The sequence below is a fragment of the Brevibacillus fulvus genome, from assembly GCF_016908525.1.
Classification (GTDB): domain Bacteria; phylum Bacillota; class Bacilli; order Brevibacillales; family Brevibacillaceae; genus Brevibacillus_G; species Brevibacillus_G fulvus.
On sequence record NZ_JAFBEB010000002.1, the window covers coordinates 154,719 to 177,314 of the forward strand.

A 22,596-nucleotide genomic window follows, 5' to 3' on the forward strand; every position below is an offset into this window, starting at 1 on the left:
CGTGCAAAATTCGATTGACTCAATATGAAAGCGAAAATTTCTCATCTTTATGCATGGAGTGTTATCGTGAACTCGCGGATATGCGTCAAGAGAGAAGCGAGTTTTTTGCGGATAAAAAAAAACCGTCCTGTACGCAAGGACGGTCTGGAGAGTAAAGTTTAAACCATCACCGGTTGGCGTTGATACGCCTCGACCATTGTATTCATAGTGTGGTCAGCCAATTGCGGTGTTTGGTAGAAGCCGCGTGCGTTCATATATTGCCAAGTTTCATAAGCCATTTCTTGGCAAAGGTTGGCGCCGCTGATATGGTATTGTCTGATTTGCGGGTCTACACATTCATTTGCCCACATCATGCTGACCATCGATCCGTTTTTATGCCAGTTGAGCATGATTGTGGAAATGGTCAAATCGGAAAGGCGGGATGGATGCGGGTTGGGCGGAACCATTTGCGGGTTGTGAAGGCCGACTGAGGTTTGCTCCATCATGCGCATTTGCGGCACATGCGGCATATTGGTCACGTTTACTCCTTTGCCCAACAGCAAGTTGATGCCTTGTTGGTAGGCGTTAATCACTGTGCGCTGATGCCGAGTGATCATATTTTTCAACTGGGGATCTTGCGCCATCTCCGCAAACAGACCATGCATCTCGATTTCCGCATGTTTGGTGCGGAGCGCTTCCTGGGTTTCCAAAAATTCATGGGCAGCAAAACGTTGCATGAAATACCTCCTGATCAGATGGTGATGTAATTGGTTACACGATCGGTATAACCGAGACTATTTTTCCCAGTTTTGATTTTCTTATGAAAAGGCAACACAAAAGGCAGGAACAACAAGTTCCTGCCTTTTGCTTAAAGATGATATGGTGAGGTATGCAGGGTTCGAACCTGCGACCTGCTGATTAAGAGTCAGCTGCTCTACCAACTAAGCTAATACCCCGTATCTCGTTTACAAAAACAATCTTATCATAAAATCGTTGCTCTTGCAAGGATTTGATAAAATTTATTTGATCGAGAAATTACGCCGCAGAATGCAATCGGCGCTTTTTTTATAACAGCAGATGCTGAAAACAATCTGCCCTCAAACAGGGGAGCGGACAGAGATACAGGAAAAAAAGGAACCCTCTGCCCAAGCAGAAGGTTCCATAAAATAACAATTATATCAATTATTCTTCAACAATCAGTTTACCGGTCATCGTGTCATGGCCAGCACCGCACATAACGGAGCATTTAAATTCAAATTCACCAGCTTTGTCAGCAGTGAATTCTGCGCTGCCATCACCTTGAATGTTTACATTGAAATCAGGGATTTCAATACCGTGCATACCTTCACTGTTTGCCAAAGTCAATTTAACTTTGTCGCCTTTTTTCACGTGAATTTCTTTTTGGTCAAACTCGAAGTTTTTCGCATTCAACGTGATTTCTTGTGCGCCGCTAGCGGAATCGCTGGAGCTTGCAGCTTGAGAAGCACTGGAATCAGCTGCTGGTGCACTGCTGGATTCGCTGCTACCGCAACCAGCCAAAGACAAAGCGACTACAGAAGCCAAGATAAAGGATGCAACAACGTTCTTTTTCATAACCTGATTTACCTCCAAAGAATTTCAATTAGGGTGTAACTTAAGTACTGCTATACTATACACAATTTTTTTTCGGTTCGCAAACCATTTAGCCACTTTAGAGGTCTTCGTAAGCTAAAGTTCGTTTTTTCGACAAATTTTTCGGGTGAAAGGCAGGCTTTTCGCCGGGAAAGGAGGGAGGGTTCGGATGGGGTAGTTCGTTTTGGTCACAACGAGGCAAGGCGTGGTCGTCCGGAAATGGGGGGAAGAGTTGTTTTGTTTCGGGAAAGCGAGGCATGCGGAGAAAAACCGAATCGAGGACAGGAGGAAGCGGAACTCAGTCCTCCTCCATAAACTGACGCAGTCGTTCCTTCGCCATTTCTGGATTGGCGTCCAATTGAAAAAGTAAATTCAAGTTACTGGACGATGTAATTCTTCGCTTGGTCGCATGGTAAAGCTGCTGTTTCTGGTGTTTGATGATAGTCATAATTTCCACCGTAGGCAGAACGACCGCTTTCATTCTAAGCAATTGATTCAGGCCGGCAATCAGTTCTTTCACAGAGGTGGCGTCCTCATTATTCGGTATGGTAAAAATCCGATGAATGACCTCTTTGATGTAAGCCTTTTGATCTTTATTTGCATAGTTCATCAAAAGTCCCCCTTATTTTTATTTTTCAAAAAATTGCAAGGGCGCCAAGGTTTGCCGACGGACTTCGTCCCCCAATTGTTCAATGACAGATTGCATTTTTATGTCAGGTGAAACGGACAAGTGGTAAAAAAAACAGCCGTTTCCAACAAAATAAACTTCCCAAAACGGTCATTTAGGGTTATATTCCTACTAGGCAATAATCTTGGGGGATTATTGACTTACGGCCCAATCTATGCAGAGGGGCCGTTTTTTACTTTATCATAAAGTACGCGGAGATGAAAGAAACAATTCGCTTGTTTGCGGGATGCGCGGGACTTTCGGACTATATTTACTTGCTTTGATTGCGTTTGGTTTTTACATAAACACAGCTCATTTTTAAACGTCTTTTCAGTTCCTTCATTCTATTTGCAAAATTCATGGTTTGAACACCGCAGACAACGGGTAAAAGGTGTCTGGACAATGAAAAGTGAAAAGAGGGGAACTGCATTGACACTTCGCAAAAAAATATTAGTCGGTTTTATTTTGCTGCTCGTTTTGCAGCTTATCGTCGTCGTATTGGCTTATTCGCAAATGAAGCGGATGGGTGATAAGGCAATCGAGATCAAGGAGAATTGGATGCAGAGTGTCACGACCCTCGGCGAACTCAACGGGAATATGACAGACGTTCCCCGCTTGGTCTCGCGAATCGGCTTGGAGACCGATACGAATGAAATGAACAAGCTCGCTGATCAGCTTAGCCAGGCACAGCGAGCAACAGAAAAAGGGATGTCCGAATACGAGACGTTAATTTCCTCAACGGAAGAACAGGACTTGTATGCTGAATTCAAAGAAAAATGGGCGGATTATTCAGCAGGCGTTCCAGATGTGATCAATTTGGCGCAACAGAACCGCAATGCGGAAGCAAACGCGAAGATCAAAGTGATCGTCCTTGACTGGAATCAGGCAAAAGCAGCGATCATGAAACTGATTGACCTGAACAAAAACGGAGCGTTCACCGCCTCCGAGACTTCTGTCAGTATTTATCATTCTGCGGCTTTGATCATGATGGTGATTGGAGTGGTTGCACTTGTTGCAGGCATCGTCGCGATGCTGATCATTATCCGCGATTTGAAACAGTTGTCAGCGAAAATCTCTCACTCTGCGGACACGGTCGCTTCTTCATCCGAGGAGATTTCCGCGAGTATCCAGGAAATTGCCGAGGGCAATCAATTTCAGGCTACAGCGGCCACAAGTGTCAGCTCGATGATCGATGAGATGTCGAAAGCGATTACGGTCGTCGCGCAAAGTTCGGAACAGGCCAGCGCTTTTGCCGACAAGACTTCGGAGATGGCTGTTCAAGGCGGACAAATGATGCATGATACGATCGTGGGGATGAATGAAATCAAAGAAAAAGTCTCCACTTTATCATCTATTTCCAAACAAATCGAGCAGATTACCGGTGTGATCCATGATATTGCTGCCCAAACCAATCTGTTGTCTTTGAATGCGGCGATTGAAGCGGCGCGCGCGGGTGAACATGGCAGGGGCTTTGCCGTCGTCGCGGACAAAGTGCGAATCCTGGCTGACCAATGCGGGAAGGCGACGAAGGAAATTACCGCGTTGATCGAGATGATCAGGGAAAATACCGACCATACCGTGGATGCGGTTAATCACGGAGACATGCTGGTTGTCAGAGCGGAGGAGACGTTTACCAAGATCATTGAATTGATTCGCGAGTCGGCGATCAAAGTGGGCGAAATTGCTGCCAGCAGCGAGGAACAATCCGCACAGGTAGCGGAAATTTTGCATTCTGCGCAAAATATTGCCTCAGTGACAGAACAAACTTCCGCCGGGGCAGAAGAGACGACATCTGCGGCAACCGAGTTGGCGAAAATGGCGGAACAATTAAATGTGCTCGTGTTAAAACTGTAAACAGGCAAAAACCGGCGAGTGATCTCGCCGGTTTTCTTCATTGAGTGGAGTTCGCTGAAATATTGTTGTTTAGTCAGGTTCGTACATCATTTTGCGAGTCATTCCGCCATCGACAACGAGCTCGATGCCCGTGACAAAGTCATTCGCCGGATCAGTCAGATACAGGCAGGCACGGGCGATATCTTCAGGCCGGCCCACTCGCTGGGCAGGGTGTTGGCTATGGTCAACCGGCCGCAGCGCCTGATAGTCGCCTGTTTCAATCCAGCCAGGAGCAATGGCGTTTACGCGGATCCGGTCAGGTCCAAGCGATATGGCCAACGCGTGGGTAAGTGCAACGATCCCACCCTTGGAAGCGGCGTATGCTTCCGTATCCGGTTCGGACATATGCGCGCGGGTCGAAGATAAATTGACGATTGCCCCTCCGCCGGTCCTTCGCATTCTTTTTGCTGCTTCGCGGGAACAAAGGAAGACGCTGCGCAAATTGGTATCGAGGATATGGTCCCATTCCTCGACGGTCAGTTCGTAAGGAGATTTCCATACCGAGATGCCGGCATTGTTGATCAAAATATTGATTTTGCCGTACAAATCGATTGTCCGCTCCATCAGCTGCTCAATTTGCACCGGTTGACTTACATCGGTCTGAACAAAGACAGCTTTGCCGCCCTTGTCCTGAATCCGCTGTGCCGCATCATTGCCAGTCGCTTCGTCTTTTTCGGCGATCACGACGATTGCCCCTTGCTCAGCATATGCCTCGGCAACGCTTCGGCCAATGCCGTGACCGGCGCCTGTTACAATCACTACTTGGTCAAGAAATGACACAGGCCTCACCTCTTCCTGTCTTTTTTATCATGCTGTGTCTTTACATTAGAAGGAAGCAGGGCAGCCTGTCAAGGTTTCACACAAGCGGTTGCTTTAATTTCGCCGCTCCTTCGGGGAGATGGGCAAAATCACTTCAACGGTTGTGCCGACATTCAGTCTGCTCGATATTTTCAAACTGCCTTGATGGTCCTGCACAATTTTGTTGCTGACCATTAACCCTAAGCCGGTTCCCTTCTCCTTTGTCGTATAAAAAGGTTCGCCAAGCCGCGCAATTTGCTCTTCCGGAATGCCGCTCCCTTGATCGATAAAACGGATTCTGACAGCATCGGACCCCAGCAGAGAAGCCTGAATGAAAATCTGTCCACCGTACGGCGAAGCTTCAATCGCGTTTTTCAGCAAATTAATGAATACTTGTTTGATTTGATTTTCCTCGCATTCCAACTCGGGCAGGTTGTTGGGAAACTGCGCAATAATCTCCACACTTTTCAGTATGGCTTGTGTTTTCAGCAGAAAAATGACACTGTCCATGATTTCGGCCACATTTCTTTTCTTGAAGTGCAGCACCTGCGGTTTGGACAAGACCAGCAACTCGCTGACGATGTAGTTGATCCGGTTCAGTTCCGCTTCCATGATTTCAAAATAGTGTTGGTACTGAGACATATTATTGCGCAATAGTTGAACAAACCCTTTGAGAGAAGTGAGCGGGTTGCGGATTTCATGGGCAATGCCTGCCGCCAATTCACCGATTACGCTCAACTTTTCCGTTTCCTGCATGATTACTTCCGTTCGTTTCCGCTCTGAAATGTTGCTGATCACGCACACGACTTTTTCAATCGCTCCCGCCGCGGTTACAATCGGACTGGCTTTGATTTCAAAGGGAATCCATTCCCCTTGCGGCTGGGCGTAACGTACCTCGAAACGGGTCAGCTTTTGATCGGCAAACAATTGCCTGAACATTGCTTGGGCATAGCAGTAATCGTCTGGATGGACATGTTCAAGAAAATGTTTGCCGATGAAATGCTCATCGGGAAATCCCCACTCTGTGAGCACAGAAGGAGAGAGGTACGAAATCAACCCGTGTTCGTCAACCAGGCAAATGATATCGCGGGAATGTTCTGCCAAAATTTTATAGCGAAGTTCGCTCTCTTTCAAAACCGCCGCCAAGTGCTTGTGCTCCGTCACGTTTTTGAACAAGATGGCCATGGCCATCACTTTCCCCAGTTCAAGGCCGATCGGAAAAAAGTCCAGCTGCATCTCCAGCAGCGAGCCGGCATGGTCATACATGCTCGTCTCCAATTGCACGTGCTGCCCGGTCGTGAGGGCATACTGGAATTTTGCTTCGATTTCCGAGCGTGACGGCGGGTCGGCGATCGCCTCCCTCCAGTCGGACGGCTGGGCCTGCTGATCACCGCCAAACGTTTGCTCAAACGCCTTATTGACGATCTGCTTTCCGTTCAACAAGTCAATATACAGCGCGTCAGTCACAAATTGCGCCATAAACAGCAATTGGCTTTTCAAAATTTCGACAGGATTCCTTGGGGATTGCTCGGGCAGACCAGATTCGGAATAGGCGACCGGAGTTAACGGAAACGTTGGTTTATTCAGTTTTTTCAAGATAAACTTTTTTTTGCGCATAGGCTCAACCTATCTTTTTCTGAGATTTATTGGTATTAACAATATACTACAATTCGACACAATATGATTATCGGTTTTTTTTTGCTTTTTTTGGAGCAAATCACACTTTTCCTCCTAGGTAATAGACTAAAGGGAAAAGGTTATCGTCATGGAGGTGGCATCATGCAGTTTTACTATGATGAAAAAATGCCGTTGCGGATTTTGGATGAAGGCGAGTTTTGGAAACAGCAGGAAGCGGAACATACGGATGTGATCCGCGCCTTGGTTCCCAATCTGGAGCCGCAGTTCGTGGAAGCTCTCGCTGCCTGGGAGCAAGCGTTTGCCCGGACACAGGCCGTTTTTGTGCGTTATATCGAGGCGGTCGTTCGGTCGGGTCATATCGCCTCGGAACAGTTCAAACAGCAAATCGTCGAGCTTGTCCGGTTTGCGCTTGAGCAAAGTCAGCAGTTTATTCAGCTGCTGAACCAATTGGGGACAGAAAGCGTTCCGCTTAAAACCAATCCAACCGCCGTGGTCGTCCTGAATCACATTCGCCGGGAGTCCGAATATTTTATCGGCATATCGGAAGCGTTCTTGATGAGAGGTTTTTGAACGGTTGCCAAAAGAAAACCCCGCATGTCTATGACGGCGGGGTCGTTGAATTGTCGGGCTGGTTGTTGGCAATGTTCTCGGCTTGCTCGCCGATCCGTTCGATTTCCCCCTGATCTCCTTTGGCATTGATCAGCTGAGCGAGTTGCAAGAGCGAACGCGCTTCCGAATTTGTTGGTTTTTTCTGTGTCATTGTACCTCCGCTTTTTGTTTTATTCGGTTCGATCCAGAAATAGCTTTGTCACAGGTGTATAGTCCCCTTTGGCAACTTCCTGTTTGGTTGCCTTTGCTTCCAGTTCATCCATCTCCAAGCCGACTGCGATGGTAGGCTCTTCTTTTTTCGATGGTTGTTTTTGGCTGGTCATCAACATTCCTCCTGTTCTAGCGATAGTATGCCCGCTGGGCGCAACAACATGAGCGAAAATGAAGCTGTTCGCTCTGTGAAAAAATAATCGCGGAACTGTTCAGACTATTTACAAAACAGCGCAACTCTTCTAAAATAAAGTAATAAAACAAGATACATGCCAGCGGTCGTTTGTACGGTTTTCCCGACAAACATCCCGATGGTCTGAAATCTTGTCAAGAAGTGCGGGGTTGCATCGGTGGAATATAACGCAGATACGATTTATGTAGTGGGAGACGCACAAGCTTCCCAAAACAATCCAATCAAACAGCAGTATAACGTCTTTTTCATCGGTTTGGTCGTGGATACCACCAATGGCAAGATTGTTGATGCCGGCTGTTCTGCGACGATTCCTCTGACATCAGCCTTTGTCCGCTCGATTTTTATCGGCCAATCGATATATGCCGTGGACGCCATTGAAGCGTCCGTGCGGAGCCGATATTTTGGTTCCTCTCAGCGTTCGTTGATTGTTGCCTACAAGGATGCCTTGAAAAAATATAAACTTGCCATTGAAACGAGAGAGAAGCTCTCCATTTAAACTGAATACGGATACGCTGCTTTATTTATTGGTATGATAAGAGCATACATGTAAATAAAACCCAGCAAATGAGGCCACCGGTTTTCATTTGTTGGGTTTTTTGCATATTCGGGGCGTTTGTTCGTACGCCAGCGGGAGATATCGTCCCGAATAGAGGAAAACTGCTTCGTGACAGAAAGCAGGAATATAAATAGAAAAAGGGGGAGTGACTTTGCTTTCATTTGTGCTCAAACGTTTTATTTCGATGCTGATCACGTTGTGGGTAATCGTGACGGTCACGTTTTTTCTGATGCATGCCGTTCCCGGTTCTCCTTTTGAACGGGAAGGTAAGGCGCTCAACCCTACGGTGGAAAAAAACTTGATGGCGCTCTACAACTTGGATAAGCCTCTCGCAGTTCAATATGTGTCCTATTTGAAAAGTCTGGTCCAATTTGAATTGGGGCCGTCGATTATCCGCAGCCCGGAAACCGTCAACGACATGATCGGGCGTTCGTTTCCGGTGTCTGCCAAACTGGGCTTTTTCTCCTTGCTGTTTTCCGTGATCGCCGGGATCGCTTTGGGGGTCGTGGCTGCGCTGCGGCACAACAAACTGATTGACTACGTGGCGACGATTATTTCTGTCATCGGCATCGCTGTTCCCAATTTTGTCGTGGCAGCTTTGCTGATCAAATATTTTGCCGTGGAGTGGAAGCTGTTCCCGGCCGCAACCTGGGGCACCTGGAAACATATCGTGTTGCCCGCCTTGGCGCTTTCCTTCGGGCCGATGGCGATTATCGCCAGGTTTACCCGAGCCAATATGCTGGATGTCTTGACGCAGGAATACATCGAGACAGCAAAGGCAAAGGGCTTGCATCCTGCAGTGGTGATTTTGAAACATGCGCTGCGCAATTCGCTGCTGCCGGTGATCACGTTGCTGGGCTCGTTGATCGCCAATGTTTTGACCGGAAGTTTTGTGATTGAAAAAATATTTGCGATTCCCGGAATGGGCAAATATTTTGTCGACAGCATTTATAACCGTGATTATACCGTCATCATGGGAACGACTGTTTTTTACAGCACGCTGTTAATTATACTGATGTTTCTCGTAGATATTGTTTACGGCATTATCGATCCGCGAATCAAGCTGTACAAGAAGGAGGGCTAGCCATGGCGGTAAGCAATGATCTGTTTGTGCCGATGAATAAGGAAAATATGCACGCCGACACCATTGTCCGGCCGAGACTGTCGTATTGGCAAGGAGCCTGGCTGCGGCTGAGACAAAACAAACTGGCGATTGCCGCTTTGGTCATTATTGTACTCATGGCACTCCTGGCTATTTTCGGGTCCGTTTTGACCCCGTACAGTTATTCCGAACAGTCATTGTTGCAAAAAAATCAGCCCCCTTCAGCCGAGCATTGGTTCGGCACGGACGATCTGGGCCGGGATATGTTTGCCCGCATCTGGTATGGGGCGAAAATTTCCTTGTTCATCGGGTTGATGGCTGCGTTGATCGACCTGTGCATCGGCGTCATCTATGGCGGGATTTCCGGATATTTTGGCGGCAAAGTCGACAACGTGATGATGCGGATAGTCGACATCCTTTACGGTATTCCTTATTTGCTGATGGTCATTCTGTTGATGGTCGTGATGGGATCGGGGTTGACGACGATTATCGTCGCGCTGAGTGCGACAGGGTGGATCGGCATGGCCAGAACGGTCCGCGCTCAAGTGCTGCAATTGAAAACATCGGAGTACGTTCTGGCGGCGAGGACAATGGGAGCGAAAGTGCCGTATATTATTCGCAAACATTTGCTGCCCAATACGCTGGGGATCATCATTGTTCAAGTGACGTTCTCGGTGCCGAGCGCGATTTTTGCCGAGGCTTTCCTCAGCTTTCTCGGATTGGGTGTCCAACCGCCGCTGGCCAGCTGGGGGGTTATGGCCAATGACGGAATCCCGGTGATTTTGTCGGGTCATTGGTGGCGGCTGTTTTATCCCGCCTTCTTTATCTCGATCACGATGTTGGCGTTTAATATTTTGGGTGACGGACTGCGCGACGCGTTTGATCCGAGACAAAGGAGGTAACGACGGTGGAAAAATTACTGCAAGTGGAAGATTTGCATGTCTCCTTTAAGACTCATGGCGGCGAGGTGAAGGCGGTTCGCGGCGTCTCTTTTTCACTGGAAAAGGGGGAAACGTTAGCGATCGTCGGCGAATCGGGCTGCGGCAAAAGTGTAACGGCGAGAAGCATTATGCGGTTGATCCCCGAACATGTCGGGAAAATCACCAAAGGAAAAATTTTGTTTAACGGCACCGATTTGGTCACGCTGCCGGAGAAAGAGATGAGGGGCCTGCGTGGCTCGCAAATCTCGATGATCTTTCAAGACGCGATGACCTCCTTAAATCCGACGATCTCGATCGGCGAACAGATAATGGAAGGAATCGTTCGGCACCAAAAGCTGTCGCGGGCCGAGGCCAAGGCGCAAGCGCTGGAAATGCTTCAGCTGGTCGGGATCGCCAATCCCGAGCGGAGACTCAAACAATATTTGCATGAGTTTAGCGGCGGGATGAGACAGCGGATTATGATTGCGATCGCGCTTGTTTGCAAACCTTCGATTCTGATCGCGGATGAACCAACAACCGCGCTCGATGTGACCATCCAGGCGCAAATTATCGATTTATTCAAAACTATCCAGCAAAAAACTGGCGTATCGATCGTGATTATTACCCATGATCTCGGCGTCGTCGCCAAAATCGCCAATAAAGTCAATGTGATGTACGCCGGACAGGTCGTAGAAGCGGGAACGGTCCGCGAGATTTTTTATCAGCCGCAGCATCCTTATACGAAAGGATTGCTCGAGTCGATGCCTCGGCTCGATTTGGACCGCGACACACCGTTGGCGCCGATTCCTGGTTCGCCGCCGGATCTGTTTGCTCCGCCGGCGGGCTGCGCCTTTGCCGCTCGTTGTCAGTACGCGCTGGAAGTGTGCCGAAATCATCAGCCTGCATACAGTTCCCTGGGAACTACCCATCAGGTTGCCTGCTGGCTGCAAGATCCACGGGCTCAAACCGTGTATCCGCTGCAAGCGGCCAAGTGATGGGGCTGCTCCTTCTTTATAGATGGTGTCGGAAAGGCAGGTGATTTGTTCAACGGTGTAGTGTGTGGCTTTTTCCAAAAGTAAATGAAGGGGGAAAACAGATGAAAAAAGTAGCATCGATCGTCAGCAGCTCGCTGCTGGCCGTAGCACTCTTGATTTCCGGCTGCAGCTCGTCGCAACCGTCCGATTCGGGCACAAAGGAACAATCGCAATCAACTCCCGAGAACAGCGGACCGAAAATTTTACTGTTGAACAACTTGAATGAACCGACCTCGCTTGATCCGCCAATGGGTTTTGATCAGATCTCCTATGATATACTGAATAACCTGAGTGAAGGTTTGACCCGTCTGGGCAAGGACCAAAATCCGGAACCGGCAACTGCCAAGGAATGGAAAGTATCAGAGGATGGCAAAACGTATACATTTATCCTGCGCGACAATGCCAAATGGTCGAACGGCGATCCGGTGAAAGCGTCCGACTTCGAATACGCCTGGAAACGTCTGGCCGATCCGAAAACGGGTTCGCAAGCCGCTTTCCTCGCCAATGTCATCGCCGGAGCAGAAGCGTTCAACTCTGGGCAAGGCACAGCGGACGGGATGAAAGTAAAAGCAGTGGATGACAAGACGCTGGAAGTGGAGTTGGCGCAACCTGCTTCCTATTTCCTGCTGATGGTGTCCAATCCGGCTTTCTTCCCGGTTCATCAAGCGACGGTGGAACAAAATCCGGAATGGGCCAAGGAAGCGGCTACCTTTGTCGGCAACGGTCCGTTTAAATTGAGCGAATGGACACATGACAGCGAACTGAAAATGGTTAAAAATGATCAGTACTGGGATGCGGCTACCGTTAAACTGGATGGCGTCACCTGGAAAATGATCAATGATTCAAATACGGCCTACCAAATGTTCCAAACAGGTGAACTGCATACAACCGATGTTCCATCCGATATGGCCAGCCAGCTGTTTGCCGATGGCACGGCACAAGTGCAGGATGGTGCAGGAACGGCTTTTTACCGGTTCAATGTCAATATGAAACCGTTTGACAACAAAAAAATTCGCCAGGCGTTCAATATGGCAATCGACCGCCAAAAACTGGTTGACTTTATTACCCAGCGCAAAGAAAAACCGGCGAACGCTTATGTCTCCTATAACTTCCACGAACCGGACGGAAAGGATTTCCGCGATGTCGGCGGCGACCTGGTCAAGTTTGATCCGGAAGCAGCGAAGAAGCTGTTGGCCGAAGGAATGCAGGAAGCGGGTTACACCACCTTGCCCCCGGTGACGATTTCCACTTCCACCAGCCAGGATTTGAATATCAAGGTGGCTCAGGCTATGCAAGAGATGCTGAAAACCAATCTTGGCGTAGAAACCGCCATTGAAAAAATGGAGAGCAAGGCGTTTACGTCGAAGCAAAAAGCGCTGGAATTGCAATTCTCCCGCAGTTCGTTCCTGCCGGATTTTGGCGATCCGATCAACTTCCTGGACGGGTTCCAATCGGATAATCCGTTTAACCGAACCGGCTGGAAAAACGCCGAGTATGATCAATTGGTCAAAGCTGCCTTTAAGGAAGCGGATGACATCAAGCGTTTTCAAATGATGCACGATGCCGAGAAAATTTTGATCGAGGAAGCTCCGATTATGCCGCTTTATTTTTACAGCAGCAGCTATTTGCAAAGCGAACAGGTCGAAGGTATCGTTCGACACGCCTTGGGTTACATGGATTTGAAATGGGCGAGCTTGAAGTAAGCTAAACCAGCAAGGGAGGCTTTCCTTCACTCAAGGAGCGAGCCTCCCTTGCTTCGCGGAAACGGGAAAGAAAGAAGGAGGGCATTATGAAAGAGATGTGCAGACCAGCCAGATTGTCAGCGGGGGATACGATCGGCATTATTGCTCCGGCCAGTTGCGGAGAGTACGAAAAAATCGTGGAGGCCGCACGCTTTTTTGAACAAAAGGGCTTGCGAATTCGTTACGGGGAAGCGATTGCCAAGCGGCACGGTTACTTAGCGGGGACGGACCGGGAACGGATCGACGATCTCCAACGGATGTTTGCCGATCCCGAAGTTAAGGCCATCTTTTGTGCCCGCGGTGGTTACGGTACCGGCAGAATCGCTGCCGAACTCGATTATGAATTGATTGCGCAAAACCCGAAAATTTTCTGGGGTTACAGCGATATTACGTTTTTGCATGTCGCGCTCCAGCAGAAAGCGGGTCTTGTGACCTTTCACGGTCCAATGCTCACTTCCGATATTGCCGTAGAGCAGCCTGATCCGCTTACGTTGCAAACGTTCGAGCAGTTGTTCGCTCCGCAGCCGCTGTGCTATGACGAGTCGATTTCCCCGCTGCAAACGCTGGTCGAAGGCGAAGCGGAAGGAACGATTATCGGCGGAAATTTGTGTCTGTTGGTCAGCACGCTGGGAACGGAATTTGAAATTGACACAAAAGGGAAGCTGCTGTTGATCGAGGAAGTGGATGAAGAACCGTATCGGATCGACCGGATGCTGAACCAATTGAAAATGGCGGGCAAGTTCGCGGATGCTGCCGGCATTTTGCTGTGCGACTTTTCCAATTGCGGACCGATGAAACGACAGGAATCGCTGACGTTGGAGCAGGTCTTTGCCGATCATGTCGTGCCCGCCGGAAAGCCAACCTTGCTCGGGTTCAGAATCGGTCACTGCTCGCCGAACCTCGCTGTGCCATTCGGAGTGAAGGCGCGGCTATCTACAACCAACAAATCGCTGACGATTGAAGAAGCCGGAGTTTTGTAACAGACCGGAGCGATGAGAGGCAAAAAGGAGAATGCCGAATGAAGATTCAGAACATGGAAGTGAAGCGGCAATTTGTTCCATTGAAAAAACCGTTTAAGACCGCTTTGCGGACGGTCACCACGCTGGAGTCCATCCTGGTAAAAGTCACTTGTGACAACGGACTGATTGGCTGGGGCGAGGCCGCCGCTACCGTGGCGATTACTGGTGACAGTCTGGACAGCATCGAATCGGCGATCTTGCAGACGATCAAACCACGGCTGATCGGCGCTGATTTGCTGGCATATGAACAGGTGTTCCACGATTTGCACGCCGCGATGGTCGGAAACAGCAGCGCGAAGGCGGCGGTCGATATGGCCTTGTACGATTTGATTGCGCAAAATTGCAAATTGCCCCTCTACCAATTATTGGGGGGCTATCGCAACGAGATGGAAACCGACTATACCGTCAGCGTCAATTCGCCGGAGGAGATGGGCGAAGATGCCGTACAGTATTTGCAACAGGGATTTCACGTGCTGAAAATCAAGGTAGGGAAAGATCAAATTGAGAACGACATCAGGCGCATTCAGGAAATTCGCGCTCGTGTCGGCAAGCAGGTAAAGATCAGATTGGATGCCAATCAGGGCTGGCAAGTGAAAGAAGCGATCAGTTCGATTCGGAAAATGGAAGATATGGGGTTGGACATTGAACTGATTGAACAGCCGGTCAAAGCACACGATATTGACGGGCTGAAGATGGTCACCGAGGCCGTGGATACCCCGATTCTGGCAGATGAAAGCGTATTTTCGCCGCTGCAGGCGTTTGAAGTGCTGAAGAAGCGGGCGGCTGACCTGATTAATATCAAGCTGATGAAGGCAGGCGGCATCTACAAGGCCCAAATCATCAATCATCTGGCAGAAGAGTGCGGTGTCGAATGCATGGTCGGCAGCATGATTGAATCGCGACTGGCCGTTACCGCCGCCGCTCATTTGGCAGCCAGCAAAAAGAACATTACCCGTTATGATTTTGATGCACCGTTAATGCTGCAAAAAGATTGGATTGTCGGCGGCGTCAAATACGAGGGACGATTGATGACGCTGCCGCAAACGCCCGGACTCGGCATTGAAAAAATTTTGTTGGAGGAAGAGGTGAAGCGGCTATGATCGTAGCGGTACCTGTCGCAACCGTCTGGACGAATCCGGAAGCGCCGCGCCAGCTTGATCAGCCCGCCTTGCAACATCCATTGCGCATCCGGGATTGGCTGGACAGCCTCTCTGTGCCCGATCGCCTGCAGCTGTGCGAGGACAATCTGGTGCAAACCCAGGCTTTGTACGGAACGGAGGTAATTCCCGTCGAGCAGCGGGATAATTGGGTGAAGATTTTGATTCCTTCACAAAGTACATCGAAAGAAGCGCAAGGGTATCCCGGCTGGATACCGGCCGCACAACTGCTGGACGCGCCGGAGTTCGCGCGCCTGTCTGCAGGAAGCAGGGCGATTGTGAACGTTCCGACGGCGTGTTTGTTTGACAGTCAGCATCAACCTGTCCTGGAAATCAGCTTTGCCACTGTATTGCCGGTCGCAGAGACAGGGGATGTCTGGACAGTGGTAGAGACGCCGCACGGAAAGCGGCTGTTGCGAACAGACCAGATTCGGCTTACGTCCGCATTGCCGGGGAGCGTGCCAAACGGGCAGGCAATCGTGGAAGCGGGGAAGCAGTTTTTAGGTCTGCACTATCTATGGGGCGGGATGTCCGCGTATGGATACGATTGCTCCGGCTTTGCCTATTCCATGCATCGCTCGTTTGGCATCACGATTCCGCGCGACGCCGGCGACCAGTCAAAGCAAGGAACGTTGATCGATCTCGCTCAGGTGCAACCGGGTGATTTGCTGTTTTTTGCGTATGAAGAAGGCAAAGGGCGCGTTCACCACGTCGGGATCTATTGCGGAGACGGCAAGATGATCCACTCTCCCGATTCAGCAAGCAAGATCGAGATGATTGAACTGGCCGGTTACAAGCTGGAAAAGGAATTGTGTGTGGCCAGACGGTACTGGTAGAAGTCGCAGCAAGGAGGGGAACGGCAAATGGAGCGACAAAGGTTGCTAGAAGTGAAGCATTTGCAAAAACATTTCAATGTAGGGCGAAATCTCATCCTGAAAGCGGCCGATGATGTATCTTTTCATATTTACCGGGGGGAAACGTTTGGGCTTGTGGGCGAATCAGGGTGCGGCAAGTCGACCACGGGCCGAACGATCATCGGACTGTACCAGCCGACAGCAGGGGAAGTGCTGTTTGCCGGCGTCAATGTCCACTCGGCTGCCGGGAAACAAAAGCAACAGCTGACGCGGAACATGCAGATGATTTTTCAAGACCCGTACGCATCGTTGAACCCCCGGATGAGCGTAGCGGAAATCATCGCCGAAGGTATGTATTTGAACGGACTATATACGGGAAAGGAACGAACGAAACGCGTTCATGAATTGCTGGAAATGGTCGGGCTGCAGGCCGAACATGCCAGCCGTTTTCCGCATGAGTTCAGCGGCGGCCAACGCCAGCGAATCGGCATTGCCCGCGCTTTGGCGGTTAATCCCGAATTTGTCATCGCCGATGAGCCAATTTCCGCTCTTGACGTATCGGTGCAGGCACAAGTCGTCAATCTACTCAAGCAATTGCAGAAGGAGAAACAATTAACCTACTTGTTTATCGCCCACGATCTGGCGATGGTGAAACATATCAGCGACCGGATCGGCGTCATGTATTTGGGCAATCTCGTCGAATTGACGACCAGCGAAAAATTGTATCAAGCTCCCAAGCATCCCTATACGGAAGCGCTGTTGTCCGCGATTCCTGTTCCCGATCCGGATCTGGAACAGAGCCGGGAGCGAATCATCCTGGAAGGCGATGTGCCCAGTCCGATCTCTCCGCCCAGCGGCTGTGTGTTCCGGACCCGTTGTCCGGTGGCGAAAGAAATCTGCGCGAGAGAAAAACCGAGCTGGCAAGAAATCGAGCAGGAACATTTTGTGGCCTGCCATTTGTACCAATAAGCAGCCGTTTTTTCACGAGTCCCTCCCGATCCGGAGGGATTTTTTTTCACGGCAACAAATGATAGACTAGGCTAAATAACAAGATTCAGCATGAATGGGAGCGGGATAGATGGATACGCAATACGATGTGATTATCGTGGGAGCCGGTTCGATGGGTTTGGCCGCAGGCTATCAGTTAGCCAAGCAAGGGAAAAAATTGCTGATGATTGACGCTTACGATCCGCCACACGGATACGGCAGCCATCACGGAGATACGCGAATCATTCGTCACGCCTATGGGGAAGGCAGGGAATATGTGCCGCTGGCTCTGCGGGCCCAGCAGTTGTGGGGGCAATTGCAAGAAGAGACGGGGACCAAGCTGTTTTGGCAAACCGGCGTGCTGAATATCGGAGAGGCGGATTCCGCATTTATCAGGGAGGTTATCGCCAGCGCCGAGCAGTTCGCTTTGCCGTTGGAAACCTATACAGCCGAAGAGGTGACGAAACGCTGGCCGGGCTTTTCCTTGCCCAATCATTTTGTCGGTTGTTTCGAACCAAATTCTGGTGTACTGTTGGTGGAGGAATGTATTCGTGCCATGCGCAAACTGGCCGTGGCCAACGGTGGAGAGTTGCTCACCAATACCGCGGTGGAACAAATTATCCCCGACGGGCAGGCGGTCATAGTGAAGACGAGGGAACGCACGTATCGGGCCGCCAAGGTTGTGCTCAGTGCGGGTGCTTGGGTTCCGAAAATTTTGCCGAATTTGTCACTGCCGCTTGTTCCGACACGCAAGACGGTAGGCTGGTTCGCAGCCGATGCGCACCTGTACGACTCGGCACACTTTCCCGCTTTTAACGTGCAAACAGAACAGGAAATTTATTACGGCTTTCCCGATTTCCAAGGTTCAGGCGTGAAAGTGGGAAGACACGATGGCGGGCAAGCGGTCGATCCCGCGCTGATGAACCGTCAGTTTGGCGCTGAGCAAGAGGACGAGGCGGATTTACGGAGCTTTTTGCAGACGTACATGCCGCAGGCGGCGGGTGCGCTCGTGTCGGGCAAAGTATGTTTATATACTTTCACCCCTGATGAAGATTTTATTGTTGACCGCCACCCCGATGATCCGCGCATCATCATCGCTGCCGGTTTTTCCGGGCACGGCTTCAAGTTTGCGACCGTGATCGGGGAAATCTTGAGTGAACTGCTCACGGCGGGAGCAACACGTTACGATATCCGAAGATTTGCATTGGATCGCTTTCGGTAAAAATTTTGCGAACCGAGGAGGGCATCTTATTATGGAAGAGTTGCGTTATCCAATTGGAAAGTATTCTTTTTCAGGCGAGTTTACGGATGAGGTGAGGCAGGGCTGGATCAGAGATATTGCCGATCTGCCCGGGCAATTGCGGCAAGCAGTGAGCGGTTTGACCGAGGAACAGTTAAATACGCCTTATCGTCCGGGGGGATGGACGGTACGTCAAGTGGTGCATCATCTTGCCGATAGCCATATGAACTGCTATATCCGCTTTAAACTGGCGTTAACCGAAGATGTCCCTACGATCAAGCCCTATGAAGAGGCAGAATGGGCGGAATTATTCGACGGCAAGGCAGGGCCGGTTGAAGATTCGCTGCAGCTATTGGATTTCCTTCATCGCCGCTGGGTCAGACTGCTGCAATCGATGACACCGGAACAATATGAACGGGCGTTTGATCATCCCGCAAACGGACGGACTACGTTGAATAAGGCGCTTGGTTCCTACTCTTGGCACGGCCGTCACCATCTCGCGCAAATCACCCAGCTGCGGATACGGGAAACTTGGTAACAGTCGGGAAAAATAACGGGAAGAATGAGTAACATTAACCGGGCGGGCGCGTCTAACAAATGGAAGGGTGGAAACAGCCTGCCCGCAGACTTTTTCCGTCCGGATGGACATACATAACCGATACACTGGAACAAATCTCCAAGGCGAAAGGGCGATCTGCAAGCAGGGATTTTGCCTAAACTTGTCGAACTTTCTGGAGAGAAATTGGCAGCGATAGATGAATTGTAATCGAAAGAAAGAGGGACATTGAGTGAAAAGAGTTTTCAGACACCTGCTAATCGTCAGTCTCATGCTTAGCTCTGTTGCCACCGGTACAAATCTTACCCCTGTTTGGAATGCTTCGGCGGCAACCGTAGCGGGCAACAGCCAAACATCCGCAAACCCTGTTCACCAGTCTATCTTCTTTAATGATTTTCAGGTGGTCGGCCTCGATGACAATGGCCAAAATTGGGTAAACAACGACCAGTTTATTTTGCCTCCCCACACCCCAATTGATATCGACATTACCCAGCTTACTTATGGTGACCAAACAACCGTGAGTCAAAACAGCGTCTCTTTGGACGGGACAGAGTTGCCCGAATTTCAACAGCAGTCCGAAGCAACGGGTTCTTCTTTCGTTTGGAAAGTGCCCCGGTTTACGATCCCGGTGGAACGGCTCAGTCCGGGAACGCATACGCTGACATTTGTGGCCAAAGATGGCAAGCAGAGAGCCAGCACGGTGAATGTCAGATTCCTCGTGCAAGCTTCGCAAACGGCGGACATTTATCAGGGGAAGGCGGAGGCGGGGAAATTGCTTGCTTCCGGAACAACGATCACGCTGATCGGGACGAGCGGAGCGGAAGCATTTTCTGCTTCTGTTGCAGGTACCTGGAAACTGAGCAAACAGGGAGAGACTACTTTGCTTAAAGGCGGGTATGGCCGCAATTTTGATACCGGCACGTTGGAGGCGGGAGCTTACCAGCTGCTGTTCCATGCTGATGATCCCGGCCTGGAAGACTGGCAAGCGACGATCCACATCGGCGAAGCGGAAATTTACCAGGGAACAGACGAGACAGGACAGCTGGTTGCGGCCAATCAAAAAATCGTCGCCCCGGCAGCTCCTTCAACCGTATCGTTCTATTCCAAAGTGCCGGGTTATTGGACGGTATCGGGCACCGGACAGACAGAGGAAAATGCGCAAAGGATCGATGTCAAGATTCCGGTTGAGTTTTCCGGCATGACCTTGACGGTGAGCTTTGAGCCGTATGGAGACAAACAGCATCAAGTCTCCATGGAAGTACAAATTCCCGGAACGATGAATGCATGCGATCCATCGACGGCTACCGCGAGAATGGATATTATGATCCGAAATAATAGTCTGTCCTCGCTGCTGTTTGAACAGAAAAACATTCGCTCCTCGACGACTGCCGTCACGCTGTATCAAGATCCCATTTATCAGGTATGGATCGCTACCGATGGCAATCATTTGCGATTTGGCAGGGAATTTGATGACGAAGGCCCCGGCATCTGGACGATAAACGGCGTCGTTGCCACTTCCGATCAGTTAAGCTGGGACCATACCGCCTTGCTTCTCAATGAAGCCGGAACGTTTCAAATCAACTATTACAGTCGGCTAAATCCGGGCGTTAACTGGTGTGGTTCGGTGACGATTGTCGAAGACAGCAGACCGCTTCCTTCCAGCGACAGCTGCGAGGTAGGCGATTCCGGGACGGTTCCTGCAGCGGAAACGATTTATCTGGAAACGGACAAAGGACGAAAGCTGAAGGACGGCGATGAAGTCACGATTGAGTCCGTTGACGATCTGGAAGAGTTTTCCCGCTTGACGCTGACGGCAAACCATGCCGTATTGGATGGAAAGAAGAAAGTGGAAGAAGACAATCACGTCTACCGAATGCCAAACGTGGAATGGGAATATGAAGAAGTCGGATTCGGCGAGAAGCAAAAATTTTCGGGAGCGCCGATCTCTTCGGAAAACCGGGTGGAAGTGGTTTTTAACGACAAGAAGGTCCTGAAAACGTTTGACAATGAGACCGATGGTGCGCGGAAACGGCTAAATCTTGCGGACATTATCGAGGAGAATGATAATAAGCCCGGCACTTATACCATTCGTGTATGGAATGAGCTGCACTATAAAACCTGCGAATTGAACTGGCGCGGCGATTATTATGAAAAAGACGTGGATACGGCCACGAAGGAACAGGAATTCTCGGCAACGATTGTGCTGGAGTAAATGCGCTTTCTTTCGAATGTCGCCACTTGGCACTCCTGCCAGCAGAGGCATGATCATCTGCTGCAGGGGTGCTTTTTTATGGGGCCGCAGGCCGGCGGGGGCTGATACTGAGCGGACGGGTCACGGCAGTTCGATGAGTTTGGTCGCGATACGATTGCGAAACTCGCTGTCATGCTCGACAAACAGGATGGTAGGGGAGTACGCCAGCAATAACTCCTCAATCTGCATGCGAGAAAAAACATCGATGAAATTGAGCGGTTCATCCCAGACATACAAATGACAGTCTTCACATAGACTTCTGGCGATCAGCACTTTTTTCTTTTGGCCGCCGCTGAATGCAGACAGATCTTTCTCGAATTGGACCCGGGGAAAATCGAGTTTCCGCAATATCGATTTAAACAGGCTCTCGTCGATTCCGTTGTCTCTGGCGTAATCCGTTAGACTGCCTTGCAGATGTGAGGTGTCTTGGGAAACGTACGAGATTTTCAGCTGGCTTCCCTTCCGCGATGTGCCGGCATAGTGCAAGTTTTCTCCAGCGATCAGTTTGAGCAGGCTTGATTTGCCCGAGCCGTTTTTGCCGGAGAGGGCAATTCGCTCCCCTTGTTCAATCGTTAAGCGAATATTGGAGCACGCTTGACGCTCGCCGTAGAAGATCGATACGTCTTCCAGCTCGACCAGCTGTTTTTTGTGATAGGGAAGTTGGGAAAGTTTCAGGCTGTCAGCGGCTTCGATGTTTTTCAAGAGCTTTGCTTTTTGTTCAACAGCCGATTGCTGTCGTTGTTCCATCGCCTTCGCCCGTTTCATCATTTTGGCCGCTTTGTGACCGACATACCCTTTGTCTAGCTTGGAACCGGAATTTCTTGTGCCGTTTTTGGTTTTTTCCACCTCGTGTGACCAGTTGCTCGTTCGTTGGGCAGCTTCCGCCAAACGTTTCACGTCTTTTTTCAGTTTTTCAGTCTCGGCCAGTTCATGCTGATCCTGGCGCTGCTTATTTGCCCACCAATCGGAAAAATTGCCCTTTTGCACTTCAATATTGCTCTTGTTGATGGACAGGATGTGATCGACGCATCTGTCAAGAAACGCCCGGTCGTGAGAGACGAGAATAAAGCCGTTTTTGCTGTTGAGATACGCACTGACCAGTTTTCGGGCATGCTGATCAAGGTGATTGGTTGGTTCGTCGATTAACAGGAAACGATCTTCCTTCAAAAATAAGGCGGCGAGCAGGACTTTCGTTTGTTCACCGCTGGACAATGTGTCAAACGGCCGATCCAAAACGTCCTCGGAGACTTGAAGCAAGGAAAGTTCGCGCATGAGTTCCCAGTGGACATAGTCCAAAACGATTTCGCCGATGAGATCGATCGTCGGTTGCTTCTTGTTGGCGAGGGCGAACGGAAAATAGTCAAATTCGACCTTGGCTGAAATCGTTCCGCTGTGTTCATAGTTTCCCAGCAACAGGTTGAGAAAAGTCGTTTTGCCGCGGCCATTTCGTCCGATAAAGCCGAGTTTCCAGTCGGTATCGATCTGAAAGCTGACATTTTCAAATATGGTGTCGAAGCTGCCCTCATGGGCAAACGTGAGATTCGTAACCTGAATTAATGACATACAGTAAACCTCCTCCT

Annotated in this window: 22 protein-coding genes and 1 tRNA gene; 14 read left to right on the plus strand and 9 right to left on the minus strand. The window is 50.0% G+C overall.

All coding sequences use genetic code 11. The features are described from left to right. Positions 1 to 158 precede the first annotated feature (158 nt). The 4 genes from JOD01_RS04095 to JOD01_RS04110 all read right to left on the minus strand — a co-directional run bounded on the left by JOD01_RS04095 (position 159) and on the right by JOD01_RS04110 (position 2,200). Positions 159 to 716 carry a spore coat protein gene (locus tag JOD01_RS04095; RefSeq protein ID WP_204516973.1) on the minus strand — a complete coding sequence of 186 codons (558 nt, stop codon included), beginning with the start codon at positions 714 to 716 and terminating at the stop codon, positions 159 to 161. Between the two features lie 143 nt (positions 717 to 859). Beyond that, positions 860 to 935, minus strand: a tRNA-Lys gene (locus JOD01_RS04100). Positions 936 to 1,161: 226 nt separating this feature from the next. Then, entirely contained in the window at positions 1,162 to 1,572 is a 411-nt protein-coding gene (locus tag JOD01_RS04105; protein ID WP_204516974.1) for a cupredoxin domain-containing protein, read from the minus strand. A 316-nt stretch (positions 1,573 to 1,888) separates the two neighbouring features. Continuing rightward, positions 1,889 to 2,200, minus strand: a complete 312-nt coding sequence (locus tag JOD01_RS04110; RefSeq protein ID WP_204516975.1) for a hypothetical protein — start codon at positions 2,198 to 2,200, stop codon at positions 1,889 to 1,891. A gap of 459 nt (positions 2,201 to 2,659) precedes the next feature. Between JOD01_RS04110 and JOD01_RS04115 the strand changes: the two genes are divergently transcribed. Continuing rightward, the gene (locus JOD01_RS04115; RefSeq protein WP_204516976.1) at positions 2,660 to 4,111 is read left to right on the plus strand and encodes a HAMP domain-containing methyl-accepting chemotaxis protein; all 1,452 of its coding nucleotides are present in this window, start codon (positions 2,660 to 2,662) and stop codon (positions 4,109 to 4,111) included. A 69-nt stretch (positions 4,112 to 4,180) separates the two neighbouring features. Here the strand turns inward: JOD01_RS04115 and JOD01_RS04120 are convergent, their stop codons facing one another. Together JOD01_RS04120 and JOD01_RS04125 are read right to left on the minus strand one after the other, a co-directional pair. Continuing rightward, complete coding sequence (locus tag JOD01_RS04120) at positions 4,181 to 4,930, minus strand: glucose 1-dehydrogenase (RefSeq protein WP_204516977.1); 750 nt, start codon at positions 4,928 to 4,930, stop codon at positions 4,181 to 4,183. A gap of 93 nt (positions 4,931 to 5,023) precedes the next feature. After that, on the minus strand, positions 5,024 to 6,565 hold the full coding sequence (locus JOD01_RS04125) for a PAS domain-containing sensor histidine kinase (protein ID WP_204516978.1): 1,542 nt from the start codon (positions 6,563 to 6,565) through the stop codon (positions 5,024 to 5,026). 162 nt (positions 6,566 to 6,727) lie between these two features. Here JOD01_RS04125 and JOD01_RS04130 point away from each other — a divergent pair, with 162 nt between their 5' ends. Next, entirely contained in the window at positions 6,728 to 7,156 is a 429-nt protein-coding gene (locus JOD01_RS04130; protein WP_204516979.1) for a DUF2935 domain-containing protein, read from the plus strand. Between the two features lie 28 nt (positions 7,157 to 7,184). Here JOD01_RS04130 and JOD01_RS04135 read toward each other — a convergent pair whose 3' ends face one another. After that, positions 7,185 to 7,346, minus strand: a complete 162-nt coding sequence (locus JOD01_RS04135) for a PhoU domain-containing protein (protein ID WP_204516980.1) — start codon at positions 7,344 to 7,346, stop codon at positions 7,185 to 7,187. A gap of 19 nt (positions 7,347 to 7,365) precedes the next feature. Continuing rightward, a complete protein-coding gene (locus JOD01_RS04140) occupies positions 7,366 to 7,518 on the minus strand; it encodes a hypothetical protein (protein WP_204516981.1) in 153 nt (50 codons plus the stop codon). Positions 7,519 to 7,755: 237 nt separating this feature from the next. Between JOD01_RS04140 and JOD01_RS04145 the strand changes: the two genes are divergently transcribed. The 12 genes from JOD01_RS04145 to JOD01_RS04200 all read left to right on the plus strand — a co-directional run bounded on the left by JOD01_RS04145 (position 7,756) and on the right by JOD01_RS04200 (position 20,977). Continuing rightward, entirely contained in the window at positions 7,756 to 8,094 is a 339-nt protein-coding gene (locus tag JOD01_RS04145) for a DUF3870 domain-containing protein (RefSeq protein WP_204516982.1), read from the plus strand. A gap of 211 nt (positions 8,095 to 8,305) precedes the next feature. After that, on the plus strand, positions 8,306 to 9,238 hold the full coding sequence (locus tag JOD01_RS04150) for an ABC transporter permease (RefSeq protein WP_204516983.1): 933 nt from the start codon (positions 8,306 to 8,308) through the stop codon (positions 9,236 to 9,238). 2 nt (positions 9,239 to 9,240) lie between these two features. Further along, complete coding sequence (locus tag JOD01_RS04155) at positions 9,241 to 10,158, plus strand: ABC transporter permease (protein WP_204516984.1); 918 nt, start codon at positions 9,241 to 9,243, stop codon at positions 10,156 to 10,158. 5 nt (positions 10,159 to 10,163) lie between these two features. After that, entirely contained in the window at positions 10,164 to 11,171 is a 1,008-nt protein-coding gene (locus JOD01_RS04160; RefSeq protein WP_204516985.1) for an oligopeptide/dipeptide ABC transporter ATP-binding protein, read from the plus strand. 101 nt (positions 11,172 to 11,272) lie between these two features. Further along, complete coding sequence (locus tag JOD01_RS04165) at positions 11,273 to 12,913, plus strand: peptide ABC transporter substrate-binding protein (RefSeq protein ID WP_204516986.1); 1,641 nt, start codon at positions 11,273 to 11,275, stop codon at positions 12,911 to 12,913. Positions 12,914 to 12,999: 86 nt separating this feature from the next. Then, a complete protein-coding gene (locus JOD01_RS04170) occupies positions 13,000 to 13,932 on the plus strand; it encodes a S66 peptidase family protein (RefSeq protein ID WP_204516987.1) in 933 nt (310 codons plus the stop codon). A gap of 38 nt (positions 13,933 to 13,970) precedes the next feature. Next, on the plus strand, positions 13,971 to 15,071 hold the full coding sequence (locus JOD01_RS04175) for a dipeptide epimerase (RefSeq protein WP_204516988.1): 1,101 nt from the start codon (positions 13,971 to 13,973) through the stop codon (positions 15,069 to 15,071). Then, positions 15,068 to 15,964, plus strand: a complete 897-nt coding sequence (locus tag JOD01_RS04180) for a C40 family peptidase (protein WP_204516989.1) — start codon at positions 15,068 to 15,070, stop codon at positions 15,962 to 15,964. The genes JOD01_RS04175 and JOD01_RS04180 overlap by 4 nt, the downstream gene beginning before the upstream one ends. Positions 15,965 to 15,991: 27 nt before the next feature. Continuing rightward, positions 15,992 to 16,951 (plus strand): ABC transporter ATP-binding protein, encoded by a 960-nt coding sequence (locus JOD01_RS04185; RefSeq protein WP_204516990.1) that lies wholly within the window; start codon positions 15,992 to 15,994, stop codon positions 16,949 to 16,951. A gap of 109 nt (positions 16,952 to 17,060) precedes the next feature. After that, positions 17,061 to 18,191 (plus strand): N-methyl-L-tryptophan oxidase, encoded by a 1,131-nt coding sequence (solA, locus tag JOD01_RS04190; protein WP_204516991.1) that lies wholly within the window; start codon positions 17,061 to 17,063, stop codon positions 18,189 to 18,191. Positions 18,192 to 18,222: 31 nt separating this feature from the next. Further along, the gene (locus tag JOD01_RS04195; RefSeq protein ID WP_204516992.1) at positions 18,223 to 18,747 is read left to right on the plus strand and encodes a YfiT family bacillithiol transferase; all 525 of its coding nucleotides are present in this window, start codon (positions 18,223 to 18,225) and stop codon (positions 18,745 to 18,747) included. A 250-nt stretch (positions 18,748 to 18,997) separates the two neighbouring features. Further along, complete coding sequence (locus JOD01_RS04200; protein WP_204516993.1) at positions 18,998 to 20,977, plus strand: hypothetical protein; 1,980 nt, start codon at positions 18,998 to 19,000, stop codon at positions 20,975 to 20,977. 120 nt (positions 20,978 to 21,097) lie between these two features. Here the strand turns inward: JOD01_RS04200 and abc-f are convergent, their stop codons facing one another. Further along, on the minus strand, positions 21,098 to 22,579 hold the full coding sequence (abc-f, locus tag JOD01_RS04205; RefSeq protein ID WP_204516994.1) for a ribosomal protection-like ABC-F family protein: 1,482 nt from the start codon (positions 22,577 to 22,579) through the stop codon (positions 21,098 to 21,100). Between the last annotated feature and the right edge of the window lie 17 nt (positions 22,580 to 22,596).